At 37.7% G+C, this 19,424-nt stretch carries 12 protein-coding genes; 4 read left to right on the top strand and 8 right to left on the bottom strand.

Going from position 1 to position 19,424, the window contains the following annotated elements:
* Positions 1-212: 212 nt before the first annotated feature.
* The 3 genes from J2Y03_RS10860 to J2Y03_RS10850 form a co-directional block, all read right to left on the bottom strand.
* Positions 213-578, bottom strand: a complete 366-nt coding sequence (locus J2Y03_RS10860; RefSeq protein ID WP_310193807.1) for an MmcQ/YjbR family DNA-binding protein — start codon at positions 576-578, stop codon at positions 213-215.
* A gap of 12 nt (positions 579-590) precedes the next feature.
* Positions 591-986 (bottom strand): VOC family protein, encoded by a 396-nt coding sequence (locus J2Y03_RS10855; protein WP_310193805.1) that lies wholly within the window; start codon positions 984-986, stop codon positions 591-593.
* A 180-nt stretch (positions 987-1,166) separates the two neighbouring features.
* On the bottom strand, positions 1,167-8,366 hold the full coding sequence (locus J2Y03_RS10850) for a 5'-nucleotidase C-terminal domain-containing protein (RefSeq protein ID WP_310193802.1): 7,200 nt from the start codon (positions 8,364-8,366) through the stop codon (positions 1,167-1,169).
* 414 nt (positions 8,367-8,780) lie between these two features.
* Here J2Y03_RS10850 and J2Y03_RS10845 point away from each other — a divergent pair, with 414 nt between their 5' ends.
* Both J2Y03_RS10845 and J2Y03_RS10840 read left to right on the top strand, forming a co-directional pair.
* A complete protein-coding gene (locus tag J2Y03_RS10845; RefSeq protein WP_310193800.1) occupies positions 8,781-9,524 on the top strand; it encodes a DUF4085 family protein in 744 nt (247 codons plus the stop codon).
* A 9-nt stretch (positions 9,525-9,533) separates the two neighbouring features.
* Positions 9,534-9,977: a hypothetical protein gene (locus tag J2Y03_RS10840; RefSeq protein ID WP_310193798.1), complete on the top strand. Its 444-nt coding sequence runs from the start codon at positions 9,534-9,536 to the stop codon at positions 9,975-9,977.
* Positions 9,978-10,770: 793 nt separating this feature from the next.
* Here the strand turns inward: J2Y03_RS10840 and J2Y03_RS10835 are convergent.
* Entirely contained in the window at positions 10,771-11,946 is a 1,176-nt protein-coding gene (locus tag J2Y03_RS10835) for a sulfite reductase subunit alpha (RefSeq protein WP_310193795.1), read from the bottom strand.
* A 134-nt stretch (positions 11,947-12,080) separates the two neighbouring features.
* Here J2Y03_RS10835 and J2Y03_RS10830 point away from each other — a divergent pair, with 134 nt between their 5' ends.
* Positions 12,081-12,221, top strand: a complete 141-nt coding sequence (locus J2Y03_RS10830; RefSeq protein WP_310193791.1) for a type 2 periplasmic-binding domain-containing protein — start codon at positions 12,081-12,083, stop codon at positions 12,219-12,221.
* A 119-nt stretch (positions 12,222-12,340) separates the two neighbouring features.
* Here the strand turns inward: J2Y03_RS10830 and J2Y03_RS10825 are convergent, their stop codons facing one another.
* Positions 12,341-14,284 carry an NAD(P)/FAD-dependent oxidoreductase gene (locus J2Y03_RS10825; protein WP_310193788.1) on the bottom strand — a complete coding sequence of 648 codons (1,944 nt, stop codon included), beginning with the start codon at positions 14,282-14,284 and terminating at the stop codon, positions 12,341-12,343.
* Positions 14,285-14,468: 184 nt separating this feature from the next.
* Between J2Y03_RS10825 and J2Y03_RS10820 the strand changes: the two genes are divergently transcribed.
* Positions 14,469-15,710: a PucR family transcriptional regulator gene (locus J2Y03_RS10820; RefSeq protein WP_310193785.1), complete on the top strand. Its 1,242-nt coding sequence runs from the start codon at positions 14,469-14,471 to the stop codon at positions 15,708-15,710.
* 320 nt (positions 15,711-16,030) lie between these two features.
* Here J2Y03_RS10820 and rlmD read toward each other — a convergent pair whose 3' ends face one another.
* The 3 genes from rlmD to J2Y03_RS10805 form a co-directional block, all read right to left on the bottom strand.
* Complete coding sequence (gene rlmD / locus J2Y03_RS10815) at positions 16,031-17,410, bottom strand: 23S rRNA (uracil(1939)-C(5))-methyltransferase RlmD (RefSeq protein WP_310193782.1); 1,380 nt, start codon at positions 17,408-17,410, stop codon at positions 16,031-16,033.
* 100 nt (positions 17,411-17,510) lie between these two features.
* Positions 17,511-18,317, bottom strand: a complete 807-nt coding sequence (gene pdaA, locus J2Y03_RS10810) for a delta-lactam-biosynthetic de-N-acetylase (RefSeq protein ID WP_396954191.1) — start codon at positions 18,315-18,317, stop codon at positions 17,511-17,513.
* A gap of 63 nt (positions 18,318-18,380) precedes the next feature.
* Positions 18,381-19,346 (bottom strand): nuclease-related domain-containing protein, encoded by a 966-nt coding sequence (locus tag J2Y03_RS10805; protein WP_310193780.1) that lies wholly within the window; start codon positions 19,344-19,346, stop codon positions 18,381-18,383.
* Between the last annotated feature and the right edge of the window lie 78 nt (positions 19,347-19,424).

Raw genomic sequence — 19,424 nt, 5'->3', positions numbered from 1 at the left:
GCTAACAATATAAGAATGCTAAACTCCTAAAATAAGGTAAAGAATACCGATATCAATCAATACCAAACCGGGCATTGCTCCAAACCAAATAAAGGCTCACTATTTATGTACGAATCATCTACTGTTTTGGTCTCAATTTTTTACCTTACAAGCTTAAAAACATTAAACCACCGTCCTTTGATCATATGGACGGTGGTTTATTGTTGGCCACATTATGGCTTTTGATTCCATTTCTTAACCAATCGCTTTGGCGCCGCACGTAAATAGGCTTCTTGAATTAGATCCGTTAATTCTTCCCAAACCTCCTGATCTGGATTTTGGATAGAAACCCAGCCGTGATGTCCTATGTGTGGGGTTTTGTAAAAATGCTCTTTTTGCAGCAATAATTCTTGAGTTTCCCGATCTGACTTAAAAGACAAGCTGAATCCTTTCTCGCTTTCACCTGAGATCACGAAGGACTTTCTATTGATTTTAAAGGTATTGTGCCCGAAACCATCAATAACTTCAACAGCTTCAGGCAGTGCAAGACAGATAGTGCGCACATTATCCAGCATGCCTGCCGTGTCTTGTAATTTCATATTACTATCAACCTATTTTGCATTCTTATCGGGTTGATGAATTCCGAAAATATTGCCTTCAGTATCAATATAGTATCCTTGCCATGCCATACCTGGCAAAGCATATTTAGGCATTGCGACCTTTCCGCCAAGCTCCATAATTTTAGCTTCCGTTGCATCGTAATTTTCCACGCCCATTGTACAAGCGAATCCATTTAAAGGTTGGTTTGCTTGTGGTGGAGGACTTTGTCGCTGCATTAAAGCACCATCGATCCCAGGTTCATCTTGATTGCCAGTAACTGCTCCGAAATATGGCATTCCTGCATACTCACTCCAATCCTGAAATGACCATCCAAATACCTCTCCATAAAACTTCTTTGCCCGATCCATGTCATCCACATGAATTTCGAAATGAACTAATCTTCCCATGATTTCCTCCTATTAAATAAAAGTTATTCTATGAATTTCTAGTTGCTTAATCCTATTCCTTCTCTATTATAGCGAAAAATATGGAAAAACATTCAAAATGACGAAGAAAAAGGCGTGGCGTGCATCAAATTAGCACGCCCACCTTTTTTCATTTACTTATAAACAACTAATAATTATTAGCTATTGCTTTGAAATAGTTTTTCTTCTTTTAACGAAGTATAAAATCCCACCAGATAGAACTAGCATTAATCCTGCTAGTAAAATGTTAAAGTTGTTAGTAGCTGTATTCGGAAGTTCATGATCAGCTTGAGTTGGAATCTTATTAGTATCTGGTTCGCCATCGAATACACCATACGTGCTGAAGTGATCAGTATAAGCTGTAACTTCACCATTTTTGTATTCTCCACCGATTGATTCCCATTTTTTTGCTTCTTCATTCCAATAGTAAACTTTTACATTTTTAGGATTTTTAATTTGTTTTGGATCCACTTTGAATGTAAGTTTAACCTTTTCATTAAACTTATGATACACTATGCCATCAGCTTCAATTGTAAAGTCATAAACACCTAGTGAACCAGTGGCATTCATTTTCTTCACTTTAATATCAAGATTTTCTGCTAATGGCAGGATAGAAGCAGGAATTTGTACATCTACATTTCCATTGCTTACTTGAATTGCTGCACTAGCATCTTTTAAAGCTTTAATTTGTTCTTTTGTAAGTGTTAATGTTGCATTCAATTTGTTATCAACATCAACAACAACGATTGCTTCGTTTTCAAGATTTTTAAGTGCATCTTTACTAATTGTATACTTGTTATCTTTTTTAGCCACTGACGCTTTTATTTCTTTTGTCTTATCTGGTTTATTGCCTGGGTTTTCACCTGGTTTATTACCTGGGTTTTCGCCTGGTTTATTACCTGGGTTTTCGCCTGGTTTATTACCTGGGTTTTCTCCCGGTTTATTGCCTGGGTTTTCTCCCGGTTTATTACCTGGGTTTTCGCCTGGTTTATTACCTGGGTTTTCTCCCGGTTTATTACCTGGGTTTTCTCCCGGTTTATTACCTGGTTCTTCGCCTGGGTTTTCACCTGGTTCTTCACCTGGTTCTTCACCTGGTTCTTCACCTGGTTTATCATTTACATCTACAACTCGACCTTCAACTTTTGTTGGTATAGTTTCTAAGCTTACTAGATGATCTCTGAAGTTTTCCCAATCAGATAGACCTAAGTCTGTTACACGTCCTTCTTCATATGCTTTCGCAAAGACATTAAAACCATCTCCGCCTTTAGCTGTGAAGGCATTAGTTGCTACTGTGTAAGTTTCTCCGTCTTGAACTTCAATATAGTTACCATTTTGGTCTAAATACTTTACAGATACTACACGTTCTCCTGCTGGTTTTGTAGAATCAAATTCCACTTTCCCACCGGCTACGTGTAAGAAACCGCCATTTTCTAGAGGATATTTACCAACGCTGATTTCAAATGCTGCTTTTAACTCAGCACCAGTCACATCCATGGTTGCTAGAGTATTAGCAAATGGAAGAACTGTAATTACTTCACCAACAGTGATTGGACCAGCATCAATTGCTGAGCGAATACCACCGCCGTTTTGCAATGCCATAATGACATTTTTACCTGTAAATTCTTTTGCTTTTGTAAGCATACCATCCGTAATAAGGTTACCTAGAATGGTTTCGTTTTTACGTACACTTGGTGCTGTATTATCACCATTTGTACGTGGGTTTTCTAATGCTACCTTAGTTGTTACTCCGATTTCTTTTTGCGCTACTTCATTAACTTTAGCTTTGTATGGAGCTAATAAATCTGCTGCCTCTTGATCATCAGCTTGTTTATCAATAGCGATTAATTTCCCAGCTTGTCCAACTACAACACCATTTCCATCAAATTCAACATCAAGCACACCTAGGTGGCTGTTTGCATTACCAGTTTGAACAATTACGGTTGGTGTTGCATCTTTTGCAACAACTTCTGGTTTAGTTAATTGAGTATGACTATGTCCACCAACAATAACGTCAATACCTTCAACTTGTTCAGCTAATAATAAGTCGTTATCAATGGCTGCATTATCGTCAAATCCGATATGTGTTAATGCAATAATCTTGTTGACACCTTGTGCTTTAAAAGCAGCGACTGCTTTTTCTGCTTCTACTTTATAATCTTCAAAAGTTATGGCTCCGGGGCTGGAAAGATCTTTAGTTTCCGCAGTTGTTAAACCAAAGATACCCACTTTTTCACCATTTATTTCTTTAATAATGCCATTATAAATTTGACCATTCACTGCTTCAGCTGTAATAGAATCATTGAATATTCCTGTAAATTTATTATCTTGTGAGAAACCAACGTTTGCACTCACAAATGGGAATTCTGCTCCCTTAATAAAGTCAACTAAACCTTTATGTCCATCAGCTGAAGAACCTAGATCGAACTCATGGTTACCGAATGTCATGGCATCATAGCCCATTAGATTCATTAGAGCCAAGTCAGCTTGTCCTTGGAATTCATTGAAATACAAGGTTCCGGTGAAAACATCCCCTGCATTTAAAAGTAAGGAATCTGGCTTTTCTGCTCTAATATTTTTTACTGCTGTTACAGTTTTAGCCATTTTGTCTAAAGCTGCATGGGTATCATTTGTATGCATGATAGTTATTTCTGAGTAATCTTTTACATCAACAATTCTGCCTTCAATTTCTGTAGGCATAGTTTCTAAGCTTACTAGATTATCACGGAAGTTTTCCCAGTCAGATAAACCTAAGTCCGTTACGCGTCCTTCTGCATAAGCTTTCGCAAAGACATCAAATCCGTCTCCGCCTTTAGCAGTAAAGGCGTTTGTTGCGATTGTGTATGTTACGCCATCTTCTACTTGAACATATTTTCCTTCAGCATCTTCATAAGATAAAGATACAACACGTTCGCCAGCCGGTTTAGATGAATCAAATTTAACCCTGCCTCCAGCTACATGTAAGAATCCGCCATTTTCTAGTGGATATTTACCAACGCTGATTTCAAATGCTGCTTTTAACTCAGCACCAGTTACATCCATGGTTGCTAGAGTATTAGCAAATGGAAGAACTGTAATTACTTCACCAACAGTGATTGGGCCAGCATCAATTGCTGAGCGGATACCACCGCCGTTTTGCAATGCCATAATGACATTTTTACCTGTAAATTCTTTTGCTTTTGTAAGCATACCATCCGTAATAAGGTTACCTAGAATGGTTTCGTTTTTACGTACACTTGGTGCTGTATTATCACCATTTGTACGTGGGTTTTCTAATGCTACCTTAGTTGTTACTCCGATTTCTTTTTGCGCTACTTCATTAACTTTAGCTTTGTATGGAGCTAATAAATCTGCTGCCTCTTGATCATCAGCTTGTTTATCAATAGCGATTAATTTCCCAGCTTGTCCAACTACAACACCATTTCCATCAAATTCAACATCAAGCACACCTAGGTGGCTGTTTGCATTACCAGTTTGAACAATTACGGTTGGTGTTGCATCTTTTGCAACAACTTCTGGTTTAGTTAATTGAGTATGACTATGTGCACCAACAATAACGTCAATACCTTCAACTTGTTCAGCTAATAATAAGTCGTTATCAATGGCTGCATTATCGTCAAATCCGATATGTGTTAATGCAATAATCTTGTTGACACCTTGTGCTTTAAAAGCAGCGACTGCTTTTTCTGCTTCTACTTTATAATCTTCAAAAGTTATGGCTCCTGGGCTGGAAAGATCTTTAGTTTCCGCAGTTGTTAAACCAAAGATACCCACTTTTTCACCATTTATTTCTTTAATAATGCCATTATAAATTTGACCATTCAATGCTTCAGCTGTAATAGAATCATTGAATATTCCTGTAAATTTATTATCTTGTGAGAAACCAACGTTTGCACTCACAAATGGGAATTCTGCTCCCTTAATAAAGTCAACTAAACCTTGATGTCCATCAGCTGAAGAACCTAGATCAAACTCATGGTTACCAAATGTCATGGCATCATAGCCCATAAGATTCATTAGAGCCAAGTCAGCTTGTCCTTGGAATTCATTGAAATACAAAGTTCCTGTGAAAACATCTCCCGCATTTAAAAGTAATGCAGCTGGGTTTTCTTTTCTTACTTCTTTCACTGCCGTTACTGTTTTAGCCATTTTGTCTAAAGCAGCATGGGTATCATTGGTGTGCATAATGCTTAATTTTTTCTCTGCATTTGCTAGATCAATTTGAACCAATACTGGATCATGGTCAGATGCTTGTTCAGTAAAGTTCGCATTGATATGAATCATGTCAGCTGTGGTTGCATTTAATAAGTTATTTGAAACTAAAATATGGTCTAACGTTTGGTTGTTTCCTTGGAAGAAGTAAGAGAAACGATCTTCAGCAGGTACTTGCTCAACCATATTTGTTAAAACATTACCTTTAAGTGTTTCAAGAGCTGGTGTGAATTCGAAATCGTTCATGTCTCCAGCAACAACAATATTTAAATTAGGATTTTTTGCAAGTCCTTTGTCAATAAAGTCATTAATAGCTTGTGCTAAACCAAGACGTTCCGCTTCTGAACTTAATTTAGGCGGCTGGTTAGATCCCCATAAGGATTGGTCTCCACCTTTAGAATTTAAATGAGTACCAATCACAACTACTCGCTCGCCTTGGAACTCAAATTCTGCAGCGATTGGTTTACGTGTATCAGGGAATTTAGCAGGATTAATTACTCCTGGGTTAAGCGTTAAATTACCATTTTCAGTCCATCCATTAGCTTGGGTGCCCATACCTTCTGTTCCTTCAACTAATGAAACGCGTTCAGGATTATAAAGATAACCTACACGGATATTACCACCAGGTGCTCCACCGTTGTCATTGTTTACAGGAGCAACATCTGTCCATTTGTAAGTAGGACCACCAGCAACTTTGATTGCTTCAATTAAACGTTTGTAACTTTCTGATGCATCTGTACTACCTGAATCAGTTTCCCCGTCATTATCTTGTACTTCTACAAGAGTAATAATGTCTGGAGATTTCATATTTTCTACAAATGATTTAGCAATTCTAGCTACTTTATCATCTGGTGTGTTTGATTTGTTATTTGAGAAGTTTTCAATATTGTAAGCAGCAACTGTTAATTTATCTTCTGCAAATTCAATATTAGAAACTTCTGGTTTTAAATCAAATTTGTTCACTTCAGGTAATTTATCTTTGTCTGTTAATAGTTGGTAGCCAGTACTTGAATAAGAAATGACACCAATAACATCGCCCTTAAATTGATCACCTGATTGGTAATTTTTGCTACCAACATTATCTAGGAAAACTCTTTCAGGGTTATAATCATCAGCTGCGATATTAAGACCACCGTTAACATTAAATACATTATTTGTTGTGCTTTCTACTACAATCGGAACATCGCCAGAGTATGGAGGTCCGACTACTTTCGCATTTGGGAATGAAACTCGCATAAATTCTACAGATTCCCAGAAATCAATACCATCTTCGTTTGGATCAAATGATGTCATTTTATCATTATCAATGATCTTGTTTGGAGGCATGATGTCTTTACCAACTACCAGTGGTGCTGGTAACTCAGCTGTTCCTGTTTTCGTTACTGCACTTGCTTTTATCTGTGTTTTAGATAGGTTAGCACCGCCACCATTTTCTTCCACTATTCCATCAACTGTTACTTTATCACCTACAGACATACCATGAGATGACTTATATATTTGAATAGCTTCTGATGTTGTATTGTCATCGTCTGCGTTATCAACATCTTGAATGATAAAAGTTGTTCCACTAACAACATGAGTAATAACACCCGTAATATCCGTAACTGAGGATCCGTCATATTTTGAAACATGTCCTTTTCCTTGAACATCACGAATGGTTACATTATCAGTATTTAGAATAGTATAAATAAAGCTAAACACTTCACTTGTATTTTGACCATTAACAGCAATTGCTTTAATGGTGGTGTCTCCAGACTTTAATTCAATAGGTTCAACATATTTAGCACTTTGTTTTGTTGGCACTGAACCATCAGTTGTGTAATAAATCTCAGCACCTTCAATACCAGATTTCAATTCAATTTTTGTACCTGCTGGTACTGTTCCTTGTGCTTGGGCTACATAAACTGCAGGTTTGTTTACTAAATCATAGCTTTCTAGACCGAAAGTTTTTACAAGATACCCAGTATTATCAATCGATCCAATGCCTGTTAAATGAACTTTATCGCCTTCATTATAGAATTTAATGAGTTCATTATAATCAGAACCTGTACGATTATCATGAATTACTCGTACCATTTCACCATTTTCCGTCTTTGCTTGGAAAGTAGCAGTTCCATAGCTGTCACTTTGGAGATCAGTAATTGTACTATTCTCTAATTTAATTAATTCACCTTGAGTAGCATCGTTAATTGCTGTTGGAGCTGTAACTTGAGCTTCTGGTAGATTGTTACCAGAGGAGATAATTTCCATGCTAGTCGGTTGAAGCTCTAATTCGTTCTTATATGTTAATAACTTTCCAGTGATTTTTACTTTATCCCCAGGTTGAACATCTTTTGGGCTACCGTAAATGAGCATACCAGCTGTATCATCTTGCATATAGAAAGTATCATAACCCCAAAGTCCATTTTTAGTTGTAGCAATACCTTCAATGGTTACTGTTGCACCAACTTCGGCTTCACGAGCTTTTGCGACTGTTATAGTTTCTAGTGGTGCTTCAGGTACTTCTGGGCTAGAATCTCCTAGTGTATGCTGACCAATATTGGTAAAAATATTTTTACCTAAGTTGGTCCATTCTTTTGTTGGATCAAAAGCATCGTCAATAATTGTATCGCCTATTAAGATATCACTATTTCTAACTAGAGATACATCCGCAAGGGAATTTGCCACTGATCCAACTTGTCCAATTGAATCAACGACATTTCCATTTTTCTTAAGGACAATTTGATCATTACCATTGAAATTTATTATATCTTTGCTTGTATCCACCAAATCTGTTACTGCTGTAATAGCTGGATCAGCATCCTCGCGTGATATCACATATGTATCACCATCTGCAAGTTTCCCTGCTAATTTTAAAACCTTTTCCGTCGTGGTAGCTCCAGTAGTTGCACTTCCACTATTATTATAGTGTTCTAGAGTATAATTACTTAGATCAATCTCTTGACCTGTTCCATTGTATAGCTCAATAGCTTTGTTAAAACTTGTTCCTTCAATATACTCCGAAATAATCAGATCCGTTGTATTATTTGTTGCAGCCTCTACCGGAGATGCAAATGTAGGACCGACTATGCTTGTTAATAAGCTTGCCGATAATAATACGTTAAAAGGCTTTTGCCATTTTTTCTTACTCATGAAATTAAGTTTTCTTTTCATGTTTCTCCTCCTCCTTTTAGTTTGTAGCAATAAGTGCATGTGTTGAATTGTTGCGTTTGTAATGTTTTTATCGGACTGAACATCATCAGTGTCGATTATGTATGCCGAACTCTTCTATTTCTATTTCCAAATACGCAACAAACACTTCCCTATAGAATTATATATTTCCACTATTAAAATATTGTAAATTTAATGTAAAGAATTGTCGATTTATGAATAACCCAAAAAGTGCCAATTCACAGAATAGTTTTCTTATTACTGAACTTTCTACTATACCGCTTCTATTATTCTAGGAAATTGAATATTGAAATACTTGTTTCTACATTTACAAAAACTCTGCTATGATACCAATAATTACGTTTTGTTAAGGTCAATCAATAAAGTTATGATACCAACTCCTCCTGAGGTGATATGATGTGGAATCTATCGAAAGAAGTAAAAGAAAAATTTTTAAAATGTAATACTCTACCCATTCCTGAATCAGATGAAGACTGGGAAAATGCATTAATTGAAGCAAAGGAAGAAGGAGAAGATCTCAGTGCGCGTTTAAAACAGGAGCTTGAAGAAGTAAAAAAGGAATTGCTAGAAGTCTTGCCAAACCAATTTGTTTTTTACGTGGAAAATGGAACATTAAATCAACCGACATTACCAATATCAGTTCGCGAAGATTACTTACAATGGGCTCAAGAAGCATGCAAGGAATTCGAACAAATTTTAGATGCTGCATATGAACAGACACAGCAGAGCGTTACATATTTACCAACTACGGTTCAGGATGTCTTTGCGGAAAGTTTGCATGATTCAACCATCGAGCGAATTGAACGAGAAGGAGATTCGCTTCATCTTTACATCAATACAGATGGTGGGTTTTCATCAAAATCTCTTATTCATTTCACTTTTCAAAATGTTACAACTGAAGAAACCGATGAACCAATCCAGTTTGGGCAATGGTTCATTTACTACGAGTTACAGAAAACGGATGTTGGATTTGCGTTCCGTGTGTTGTTTGAATGTCCTGATGCTGAGTGGACAATTACAATGAAAAATATGGACGCCCAGTATTATTATCGTCCGGTTGCATATGCGACATTGAGTGATGAAGGAAAGATTGACGAGACATCACTTGCTGAATACGTTGCACAGTTAAATCCAGATTAATGCTATTGGTTGATTACACCGGATGTGAAGTGTGATATTAAGTCATTATCGGAAACTATGACACTAGAAAACGGAAATATTGAATTTGGACAAAATGAAATGGTTATTACAGTAGGGAATGAACGTTTTACCTATGATTTAGGAGAGAATAATCCAATTAAGTTCATATACACAGATGTATACGAAGATCCGTATGAGCAATTTAACGAACCTGTCCCAACTGTAGATATCGAAGAAGCAGCCTTAAGTGATGAGTTAGAATTACAAGTGCGTGCATGGAATACAATGTATGCTAATCCGACACAACTAGAGGACATTATCAATCGGGTATTATCAAAAATGAAGATTACGGAAGAAAATGAAATGATGGTTAGCATTTATGTAAGTCATTTTTATAAAAAAGGAATTTTGACAGAAGCCGTCATCGAAAAGTATCGTAGGTTAATTGATTAGCCTGCTTTTCACGTATGAATTATCTGATTAATAGTTAAAACTTTTCTCAATAAACATGATTGAGGACTAATCCTCTGGGCGCTCTCGTAAGTTTTGTCTTCAATACCCCCGATTGAGGACTAATCCTCCAGGCGCTCTCTCACGTTTTGTCCTCAATACCCCCGATTGAGGACTAATCCTCCAGGCGCTCTCTCACGTTTTGTCCTCAATACCCCTGATTGAGGACTAATCCTACGCGCACTCTCGTATGTTTAGTCCTCAATACCCTTGATTGAGGACTAATCCTACGGGCGTCTCGTAAGTTTTGTCCTCAATACCCTTGATTGAGGACTAATCCTACGGGCGCTCTCGTAAGTTTTGTCCTCAATACCCCCGATTGAGGACTAATCCTCCAGGCGCTCTCTCACGTTTTGTCCTCAATACCCCTGATTGAGGACTAATCCTACGGGCGCTCTCGTAAGTTTTGTCCTCAATACCCTTGATTGAGGACTAATCCTACGGGCGCTCTCGTAAGTTTTGTCCTCAATACCCTTGATTGAGGACTAATCCTACAGGCGCTCTCGTAAGTTTTGTCCTCAATACCCCCGATTGAGGACTAATCCTCCAGGCGCTCTCTCACGTTTTGTCCTCAATGCCTTGATTGACGACAAATCCCCATGGCTTTGTAAAAAGGAAAATAAGCATTAGGTTGTAATATTGCATCCTCATGTAAATGTAAAAAAGAAACCCTCCGAACCAACCACGGAACGAAGGATTTCTTTCTAAAAGGCTTTAGATTTCTATACATAACTGCTTAATACACATCACGTTGATAACGCCCTTGCTTCTGCATATCTTTTAGATACGCCTCGGCTGCCACGCGGTCAAAAGAACCTTCTTTTTCAATCACGCTAATAAGTGCTTCATTAACGTCTTTCGCCATCCGTTCTTTATCCCCACAAACGTAGAAATAAGCCCCATTTTCAAACCACTCAAATAATTCCTTGCTGTTTTCAAGCATTTTATGTTGAACGTAAACTTTTTGAGCCGAATCACGGGAGAAGGCAGAATCAAGTCTTGTCAAGACCCCATCCTGTTGATATTTTTCCAATTCATTTTGATAGAGGAAATCTGACGCTGCATGCTGATCTCCAAAAAATAGCCATGACCGTCCAGTTGCTTTAGTTACTGCACGTTCCTGGATAAATGAACGGAATGGTGCAATGCCTGTTCCTGGACCAACCATAATAATATCTTTATCTTGTGATTCCGGCAAATAGAAATGTTTATTCGGCTGCACAAAGATTGGAAGAGTATCCCCTTCTTGAACACGTTCTGCACATAAGACAGAACAAACACCTTTTCGGCCTCGTTCGTACGCGGTGTAACGAACAGCACCAATAGTTAGATGAACCTCATCAGGATTAGCTGTCATGCTGCTTGCAATAGAATAAAGACGGGGTGTCATTTTTCTTAATAAAGAGACGATTTCCTGGGCAGAAGCCTTCCATGGTCCAAAATCTCGTAACATATCAAGCAAATCGCGCCCATAGCAATATTCCTTTAATTGGTTTACATTTTCAACCAACACAAGTTTGTGTAACTCTTCGTTATCTGTGAATACTACTGCCTGTTGTAAAATTTTCTTCGTCAGCAGTGTAATTTCAAAGTAAGCTGATAACGCTTCCTTAAGTGGAAGTGTCTCACCTTGCTTATTAATAATTACAGCCGTATCTTTATCCCATACCATTTCCTCTAGAAGGGCTGCCACAAGCTCCGGATCATTTGCAGGGACAATGCCAAGTGCATCACCAGGTGCATAAGTAAGACCAGAACCTTTTAATGATAATTCAATATGTCTTGTTTCCTTACTAGAGCCTGTTCCATTTAAATTAATATTTTTTAGAACCTTCGCCTGAAATGGATTATTTCTTGAGAATGGTAGACTGTCACTTTTGGTATTTTTTGGGTTTTCTAAAGTGAGTTGCATAGCTCTTAACCTCCAAAAGTTAATATATTGATAGGATACCACAATATTGGAATATCAGATGTGTATTTTGATACATAATGTCAAATAATTTTAGCCATAATTGTAAAAATAATGAAAGTACTCGAATTTTGTCGATGATTCAAGTAGCTGACGATCCATTTATCCATTTCAAACCTCAAACAGCTTTACATGATTTAATAGAAAATCTCTGCATTGAAGCAGGTTTCTATCCAAGGAAGGTTTTTGAAGGCTATGAAATTCAAACCCTTTTATGAAGATTTACCAAGTATCTAACATATCCCAATCATCTCCAAACGACAAATAAGTGGCTGGCACCACCAGAATTGTCGATGTTTATGACAATTTGATGGAGTGACCAGACACTTGTTAAATGTTATATAGCTTGTGCAATTCTGAAGCCTTCATAAATAGCTTCTAATGCCGAGCGTGCTTGTTTTGCATCTCCGATGGTATAGACCTCTGGAGCAAGGTCGTTCAATTGCTCAAATGGGTTATAAGCTTTAGCTCCCAATGCTAGGATAATGGAGTCATATCCATCTAATACTTTTTGCACTCCGTTTTCTTCACAAACAATCCCATTTTCTGCAATTTCAATAACCCTTGTATTGGTATGAACTTCAATCTCCTCGTGTTTAAAACGGCGAAGCAAACTGTCTCGAACTGTCAAATACAGTTCAGATGCAATCTCAGGTTTCATTTCGACAATAGTAACCTTATTACAGTAATCTGTACAATACTCTGCCGTTTCGACACCAACAAGACCACCGCCTATGACTAGTACATTTCCCTTTACTGGTTCACCAAGAAGAACATTTATTGCCTGTTTTACATTTTCACCCGAAATGCCAGGAATAGCAGGTTTTAATGGGGTGGCACCAGTGGCAACAATCACTACATCCGGTTTCTTCTCAGCGATAAAAGCTGCATCGACTTCTTTTTCAAACACCATTTCAACACCATATTTTTCACACATATTTAAATAATAACGGATGGCTCGCGTTAAATCCTGTTTAAATGGAGGATAAGCCGCAATTAGGAACTGGCCGCCTGCTCTAGATTTCGGACCTTTTTCGTATAAAGTAACGGTGTGCCCTCTTTTAGCAGCTACCCAAGCAGCTTCCAGTCCCGCCGGGCCAGCACCGATTACCATGACCTTTTTGGGTTGAGCGGCTGTATTCAATCTGACATCTGGACGGTCATTGCTCATTGGGTTCAACAAGCAGGACACGCCATAGTCTCCTTCTTGTAGTGTGGATGGGTCGTTAAAACTCATACAGCGTTGAGTACAGCTTAAACATGGCACAATGTCCATTAATTCGCCAGAAAACATTTTATTTGGAAAATCAGGATCAGCAATGGATTGTCTTCCTAAAGAAATAAAATCCGTATCACCGCGTGTAATCGCTAAATTAATGAAATAAGGATCCGTATAACGGCCAACTGCAATGACTGGAATGGTAACGGCAGATTTTATGACTTTAGTGGCAGACAGGTTCCATCCTTGTTGTGCATCAGGCGGTGGAACAATCGTATCCCATGCACCGTATGTACCAGCGGATAAATGGATAGCGTCATATCCATATGCTTCCAGCAATTGTGCATGAATAATAGATTCGTTTAGCTGAATACCGCCAATTCTAGATTCATCTGTACTTATACGAACAATGACTGGATAATCCTTACCACAGGCAGCCTTTATTCCCTCGACAATTAATTTTAAGAAATAGGCTCGTCCTTCAATACTGCCGCCAAATTCATCAATACGGCGATTGGATCGGGGACTTAGGAACTGCCCTCCCATATACCCGTGGGCCGCATGGATCTCAACAGCATCAAAACCTGCCTTTTGAGCACGTACACTTGCATCTATATAGTCTTGTATCAGTTCATAAACCTCTAGAGTCGTCATTTCATGAGGAGTTTCACGATTTGTTGGACAAGGAACACTTGAAGGAGCGACAGGCTGTTGTCCTGCCATTGCCGCAACCGTTTCACGTCCCGCATGATGAAGTTGTATAACGGCACGAGAACCATAGTGTTTGATTCTGCTTGCAAGGGCTGTTAAACCTGGAATACTAGTATCATCGTAAATGTTAATTTCATGGGGCATACCAATCCCTGATTTTTGTACTGCAGCAATTTCTACGATGATCATTCCAAAACCGCCGCGAGCTCTGGCACCATAATAATTGAGGGCATCTTCGCCAATCATCCCATTTTCATCAGGCATGTGAGAATCCATTGCAGGGACAACAAGTCTGTTTTTCACTAACATACTTCCAACATACATAGGTTTAAAAGTAGCTTCAAAATTCATCTTTTTTTCCTCCTTACGGTTATTAATGACGAAATAATGACTTTACCCAGAAGTTATAGAAAACGCTTAAAAAGTTTGTTAATATATTCACATTCTAAGTCTTCGCCATTATATTTGTATAGTTCTGTTTGTCACAAATTGAGTCATGGATTTGTGCAAAATGACCAAGGAGAGTGCAAACAAGATGGAGAATCAGAAAAATTTTGGCCGTTTAAATATGGCATATCGACTTTTTTATAATGCTCTTATGGAAGGAGGGATTGAGAGGATAGTTGTGGCAGCCAATCAGGTTTTTAACAGACCTGTACTCGTGACGGATGCCAATTATCATCTTATTTGTCAATTTCCTAAAGCATCTATTGGAAACGCGATATGGGACCATATGTTTGAGAATAAAATACTTCCGGCAGAAACAATTTGGGAATACCAAGTCAAGTACTTAAATGATCATGTTGATATGTATAAACCCTTTTATGCAGACTGGGGAATTGTAGAAGATTGTCCTCGTATCTTTGGAGAGATCACAAATCATAAGCAGATTCTAGGACATATAGCCATTTTCCTGATGGATCAGCCCTTGGAAGATGATGATCTTGAAATTGCACAAATATTTATTGATACACTAAGAATTGAAATTACCAAGCGGCAAAGCTTATACGGCAATTGGTCTTCTTCCTTTTCAACCTATCTATTAGATTTACTTGATCCTTCCGTTTCCTTTTCTGAAAAACATATTGCTAGGGAACGGTTACAGCATAAAATAGCTGGAAATTATATTCTTATTACAACACCTAATGAAAACAAGGCTTCGCATAAGGCGTTTGCGAGTTATTTAGTTATAGAGTTTGCTCAGAGGTACCGGAATGTTGTTTCAGTTTTATATGAAGATTGCATGGTTACTCTAATAGGCGGGGTTTACGTAAACAAGGGGAAATTACAAAATAGCAGTTTAACAACTGAAATCATAAATATTCTTGAAAAGCATGATTTAATAAGTGGAAGGTGCGATTGTTTTAGTCAATTGGATGAAATTCATTTGAGATATCGCCAAGCACTGCTGACCGCAAAGATTGCCATTGCTAAGAAAGATACATCATTGGGAACCTTCATGGATTATGCCCCTATGCAAATGTTTCTGCAATTTACCGGCAAGGATATACCTAAGATTTATATTCATCCTATTTTGGATCAAATTCGTAAATATGATCTAGAGAATAATGCCGAATACTATAATACACTTCGGACCTATATAATGAGTATTTGTAATAGAAATACTACTGCTACACAACTATCGATTCATCGCAATACTTTATCCTACCGTTTAAACTACATAAGAGATCTTTTTGACTTATCGTTTGAAGATGAAAAGACAGTATTGCATTTAATTTGCAGCTTTTTATTAATAGAAGCAAACAACATGATGTGACCATCGGTCGGTTCAACTGGCATATAGTTGACATAAACCTCATAGAAAATAGTTTGCTATGAAAATTTATTAAATCAATAACCTATCTTTTGTTAACTGCAGGTGTCTTTTGGAAGAAGTATATCCTAAATGAAAAAGCTGACTCAGATTCAGAAGTTCAAGTCAGCTTTCATACTATTTTATGATCTATTGTTAATTGTTCAATTTATCCGTTAAACTCAGCCATTATTAGATATTAAATTGGGGCGTTTCTGTGACGACAAACTAAAAACACACATAACAGTCTGTTTCATAACCCCTGAAACCCTTGATTTAACTGACTATTTCCTCTCTAGTGAACATACTGTCTCCACATGTGCCGTCTGCGGGAACATATCAACCGGCTGAATATATTTCACTTCGTATTTGGTACTTAACATTTGAATATCTTTCGCCAATGTTGACGGGTTACACGAAATATAGATTAGTTTTTCTGATGCTGTCTGTAAAATAGTTTCAATTAGCCGTCCATCAAGACCCGTTCGTGGTGGATCGACGATGATAACATCTGGCTTCCAGCCCTTTTTTACCCATTTAGGCAGGACTTCTTCTGCTTTGCCAGGTACATATTTCGTATTGGTGAATCCATGGCGCTTGGCATTTTTCTTTGCGTCCTCAATGGATTCTGGGATTACGTCCATACCACGTACTTCTGCCGCTTGATCTGCCAGCCACAAGCCAATTGTTCCAACGCCACAATAGGCATCGACTATTTTTTCCTTACCTGTCAGAGCGGCAGCAGTTTTTACTTCATTATAAAGCTTAATCGTTTGAACAGGATTTAATTGGAAGAATGTCCTAGCTGAAAGCTCAAACTGCAGGTCACCCAATGTTTCTTGGATAAACTCTTCACCAGCCAATGGCACAGTTTCCTCTCCAAAAATCAACGACGTTTTTTGTTCATTGATGTTCTGAACGATTGATTTCACATTAGGTAGGCGTTTTTGGATTTTCTCTATAATCTGATCTTTCTTTGGTAATTCTTTTTGATTTGTAATCAGCACAATCTGAAGCTCGCCACTTTGCACTCCTACCCGGGTAACAATGGTCCTAACGATTCCTTTACGTGTTTTTTCGTTATAAATCGTTATTTTTAGCTCTTCGAGAATATTTTTAACAGCATTAACCGCTTCATTCGTTTGTGAATGCTGAACGGCACAATGTTCAATATCGATTAGCTGGTGGGAGTTTAGACCATACAAGCCTGCCAAAACCTTCCCGTCTCTTCCTGCTAGTTGAAAACTACTCTTATTCCGGTAGCCCCATGGGTCTTCCATTCCAATCGTTTCACGGATATCGAGGCTGTCGACTGCAAGCCTGGTATGACGTTCAAGCGATTGAATGACAATATCCCGCTTTTCCTTTAATTGCTGGCTATATTTTAAATGCTGCAACTGGCAGCCGCCGCATTGCTCATAAACCGGGCAAGGGGGCTGTACACGGTGCGGTGATTTAATGCGAATCTTTTTAATTTTTGCCTCGGCAAATTTGGGGTTAATCTTTGTTGCCTCAACCACTACCTCTTCTCCTGGTAGTGCGCCAGGCACAAAAACCACCTGCTTTTTAAAATATCCTACCCCTTCCCCATTAATGCCAAGCCGTTTGATGGTTAAGGGAAAAGTCTGTTTTTCTTGTATTTTTATTGATTGATCTGTTTTCATTTTGTTCACTCCAAACTCCGGTTCCTGTTTGATATCTCCGTATTATAGCATTATTAACAGAGAAAAGCTGAATTCTTCGCGAATCCAGCATTTTTGCAAATTATTTTCTCCAGAAACTCGGTATAATTTTTGAAATACCTTTCTTTTCAGGTTTGAATTCATCAAGGCTTTTAAATTTATAGCCCTTCTTTTTCAAATCTTTGATTACTTTTTCAAGCGCGTCGGCATTATCCTTCGAAACAGTATGCAGGAGTATGACACAGCCAGGGTGGATTTGTCTCATGATATTATCGTAAGAATATTGCCAGCCTCTTTGTGCATTGGTATTCCAGTCGACAAATGCCAGTGACCAGAAGACATGTGTATAGCCTTCTTCCTTCGCAATCTGCATAGTCCTCTCACTAAAAACGCCTCTTGGCGGACGTAAAAATGTCATTTTCTTTTGACCCGTAATCTCTTTTGTTTTATCCTTCACTTTTTGAAGTTCTTCACGAATTCGCTCATCACTGATTTGTGTCATATTGGGATGGTGCCAAGAATGATTTCCGATGATATGTCCTTCATCCACCATTCGCTTCGACAATTCAGGTTGCGATAATAAATAATGTCCTGTTACAAAAAATGTTGCAGGCACTTTCTCCTTTTTTAATACATCCAACACTTTACCTGTATATCCAGCTTCATAACCATTATCAAAGGTAAGATATAAAGTCTTTGATCCTGGATCTCCCTTATAAAAGGCACCGTATTTTTCAAGTGCTTTTTCATATGCTTCTCCAGCATCAGGCTGCTCTTCATTAACCGCCTTTTTGAATCCCCAATTGATTGGCGTATTTGGTGCAGAGCCATATGTAACCTGCGGCACCATTAACAGCAACAAACTAAGGATGCATACTAATTTTTTCATCCATGTTCCCCCTATTTTGTTTTTTATAGTGTTTGTTGGATTTAGGGAAACATGATTAGCAGTTTAAGGAAATAGGATTGGTTGGTGGTAAACACTGTCACTTGTGTGACCCACACGAGTAAAATTTAAAAAAGATAAAAAATAGGAAACAATTCTTGGGGATGGAAGGTGGAGGAAATTTCGTATTTCTGAATTCGTAAACCACGTTTTATAAATTAAGCAGTAGTCGTCTATAGCTCTATTATGTGCATCTTTTGAAATACATTGACAAGTAGGACATATCCATTTATGCCTGTTATATATCATCGGTACAAATAAACATAAGGGGCATTGAACACCAGTAATAATGTCGAATTCAGGTATATTGAAGGATTTTAAAATGTCTATCCTTTTAGGTATGTGTTTCTTTAAAATGAGGTCGCTTAATTTTAAAATATCTTGTTCGTTCATCCAGAGTTTTTTATTATATCTTTCTAATTCCTCAATCTTTTTTATTAAATCATGTGACTTACAAACCTTATTTTCTGCTTCTTTGTAACCTGGAGTTATAATAATTTCACTTGACGATCTAGTGAAGACAACTAAATTATCCATAAAAACCGGAGGTAAATTATTGGCCTGCATCCAATTTCTCAACAATATTTTATGTCGATTAGTCTGGGAAACCGGATTCTCATAAATCTCTCTCGTATCAAAGGCTTCTTGAATCATTTGATTTTTTTCGATGGTTATTTTCCCTGAATGATTCTTCCCATCAAGATTAACGAGAATATTTGGTGAAAGGAGAAGCACATCAATTTGAAAAAACGTTTCACCTATAGGGAGTCGGAGATCGTGGAAAATGTGGTATTTATGCTGAGGAATTTGCCCTAATTGGTAATTTATTTCTTTTTCGCCATTATAACCTGACTTTAATATTTTTATGTTATTTTTAATTTCTTGCATTTTTTCATGATCTATTTTTAGCCTTTCTTCTAGAGCCTCTGCCTGTAGTAATGGAATGGGTTTCGTTAAATTTTTATCAAACAAAAAAGTCCCTCCTAAATGGTTTGATGTAACTTTTCTTTTTTGTTTTACAATAACCTTCCTAAATTTCTGTTTTATTAT

This window comes from Neobacillus niacini (genome assembly GCF_031457145.1).
GTDB classification, from domain to species: domain Bacteria; phylum Bacillota; class Bacilli; order Bacillales; family Cytobacillaceae; genus Neobacillus; species Neobacillus niacini_J.
Note: the sequence above shows the minus strand (reverse complement) of the source record. Positions and strands in the feature narration are given on the sequence as shown.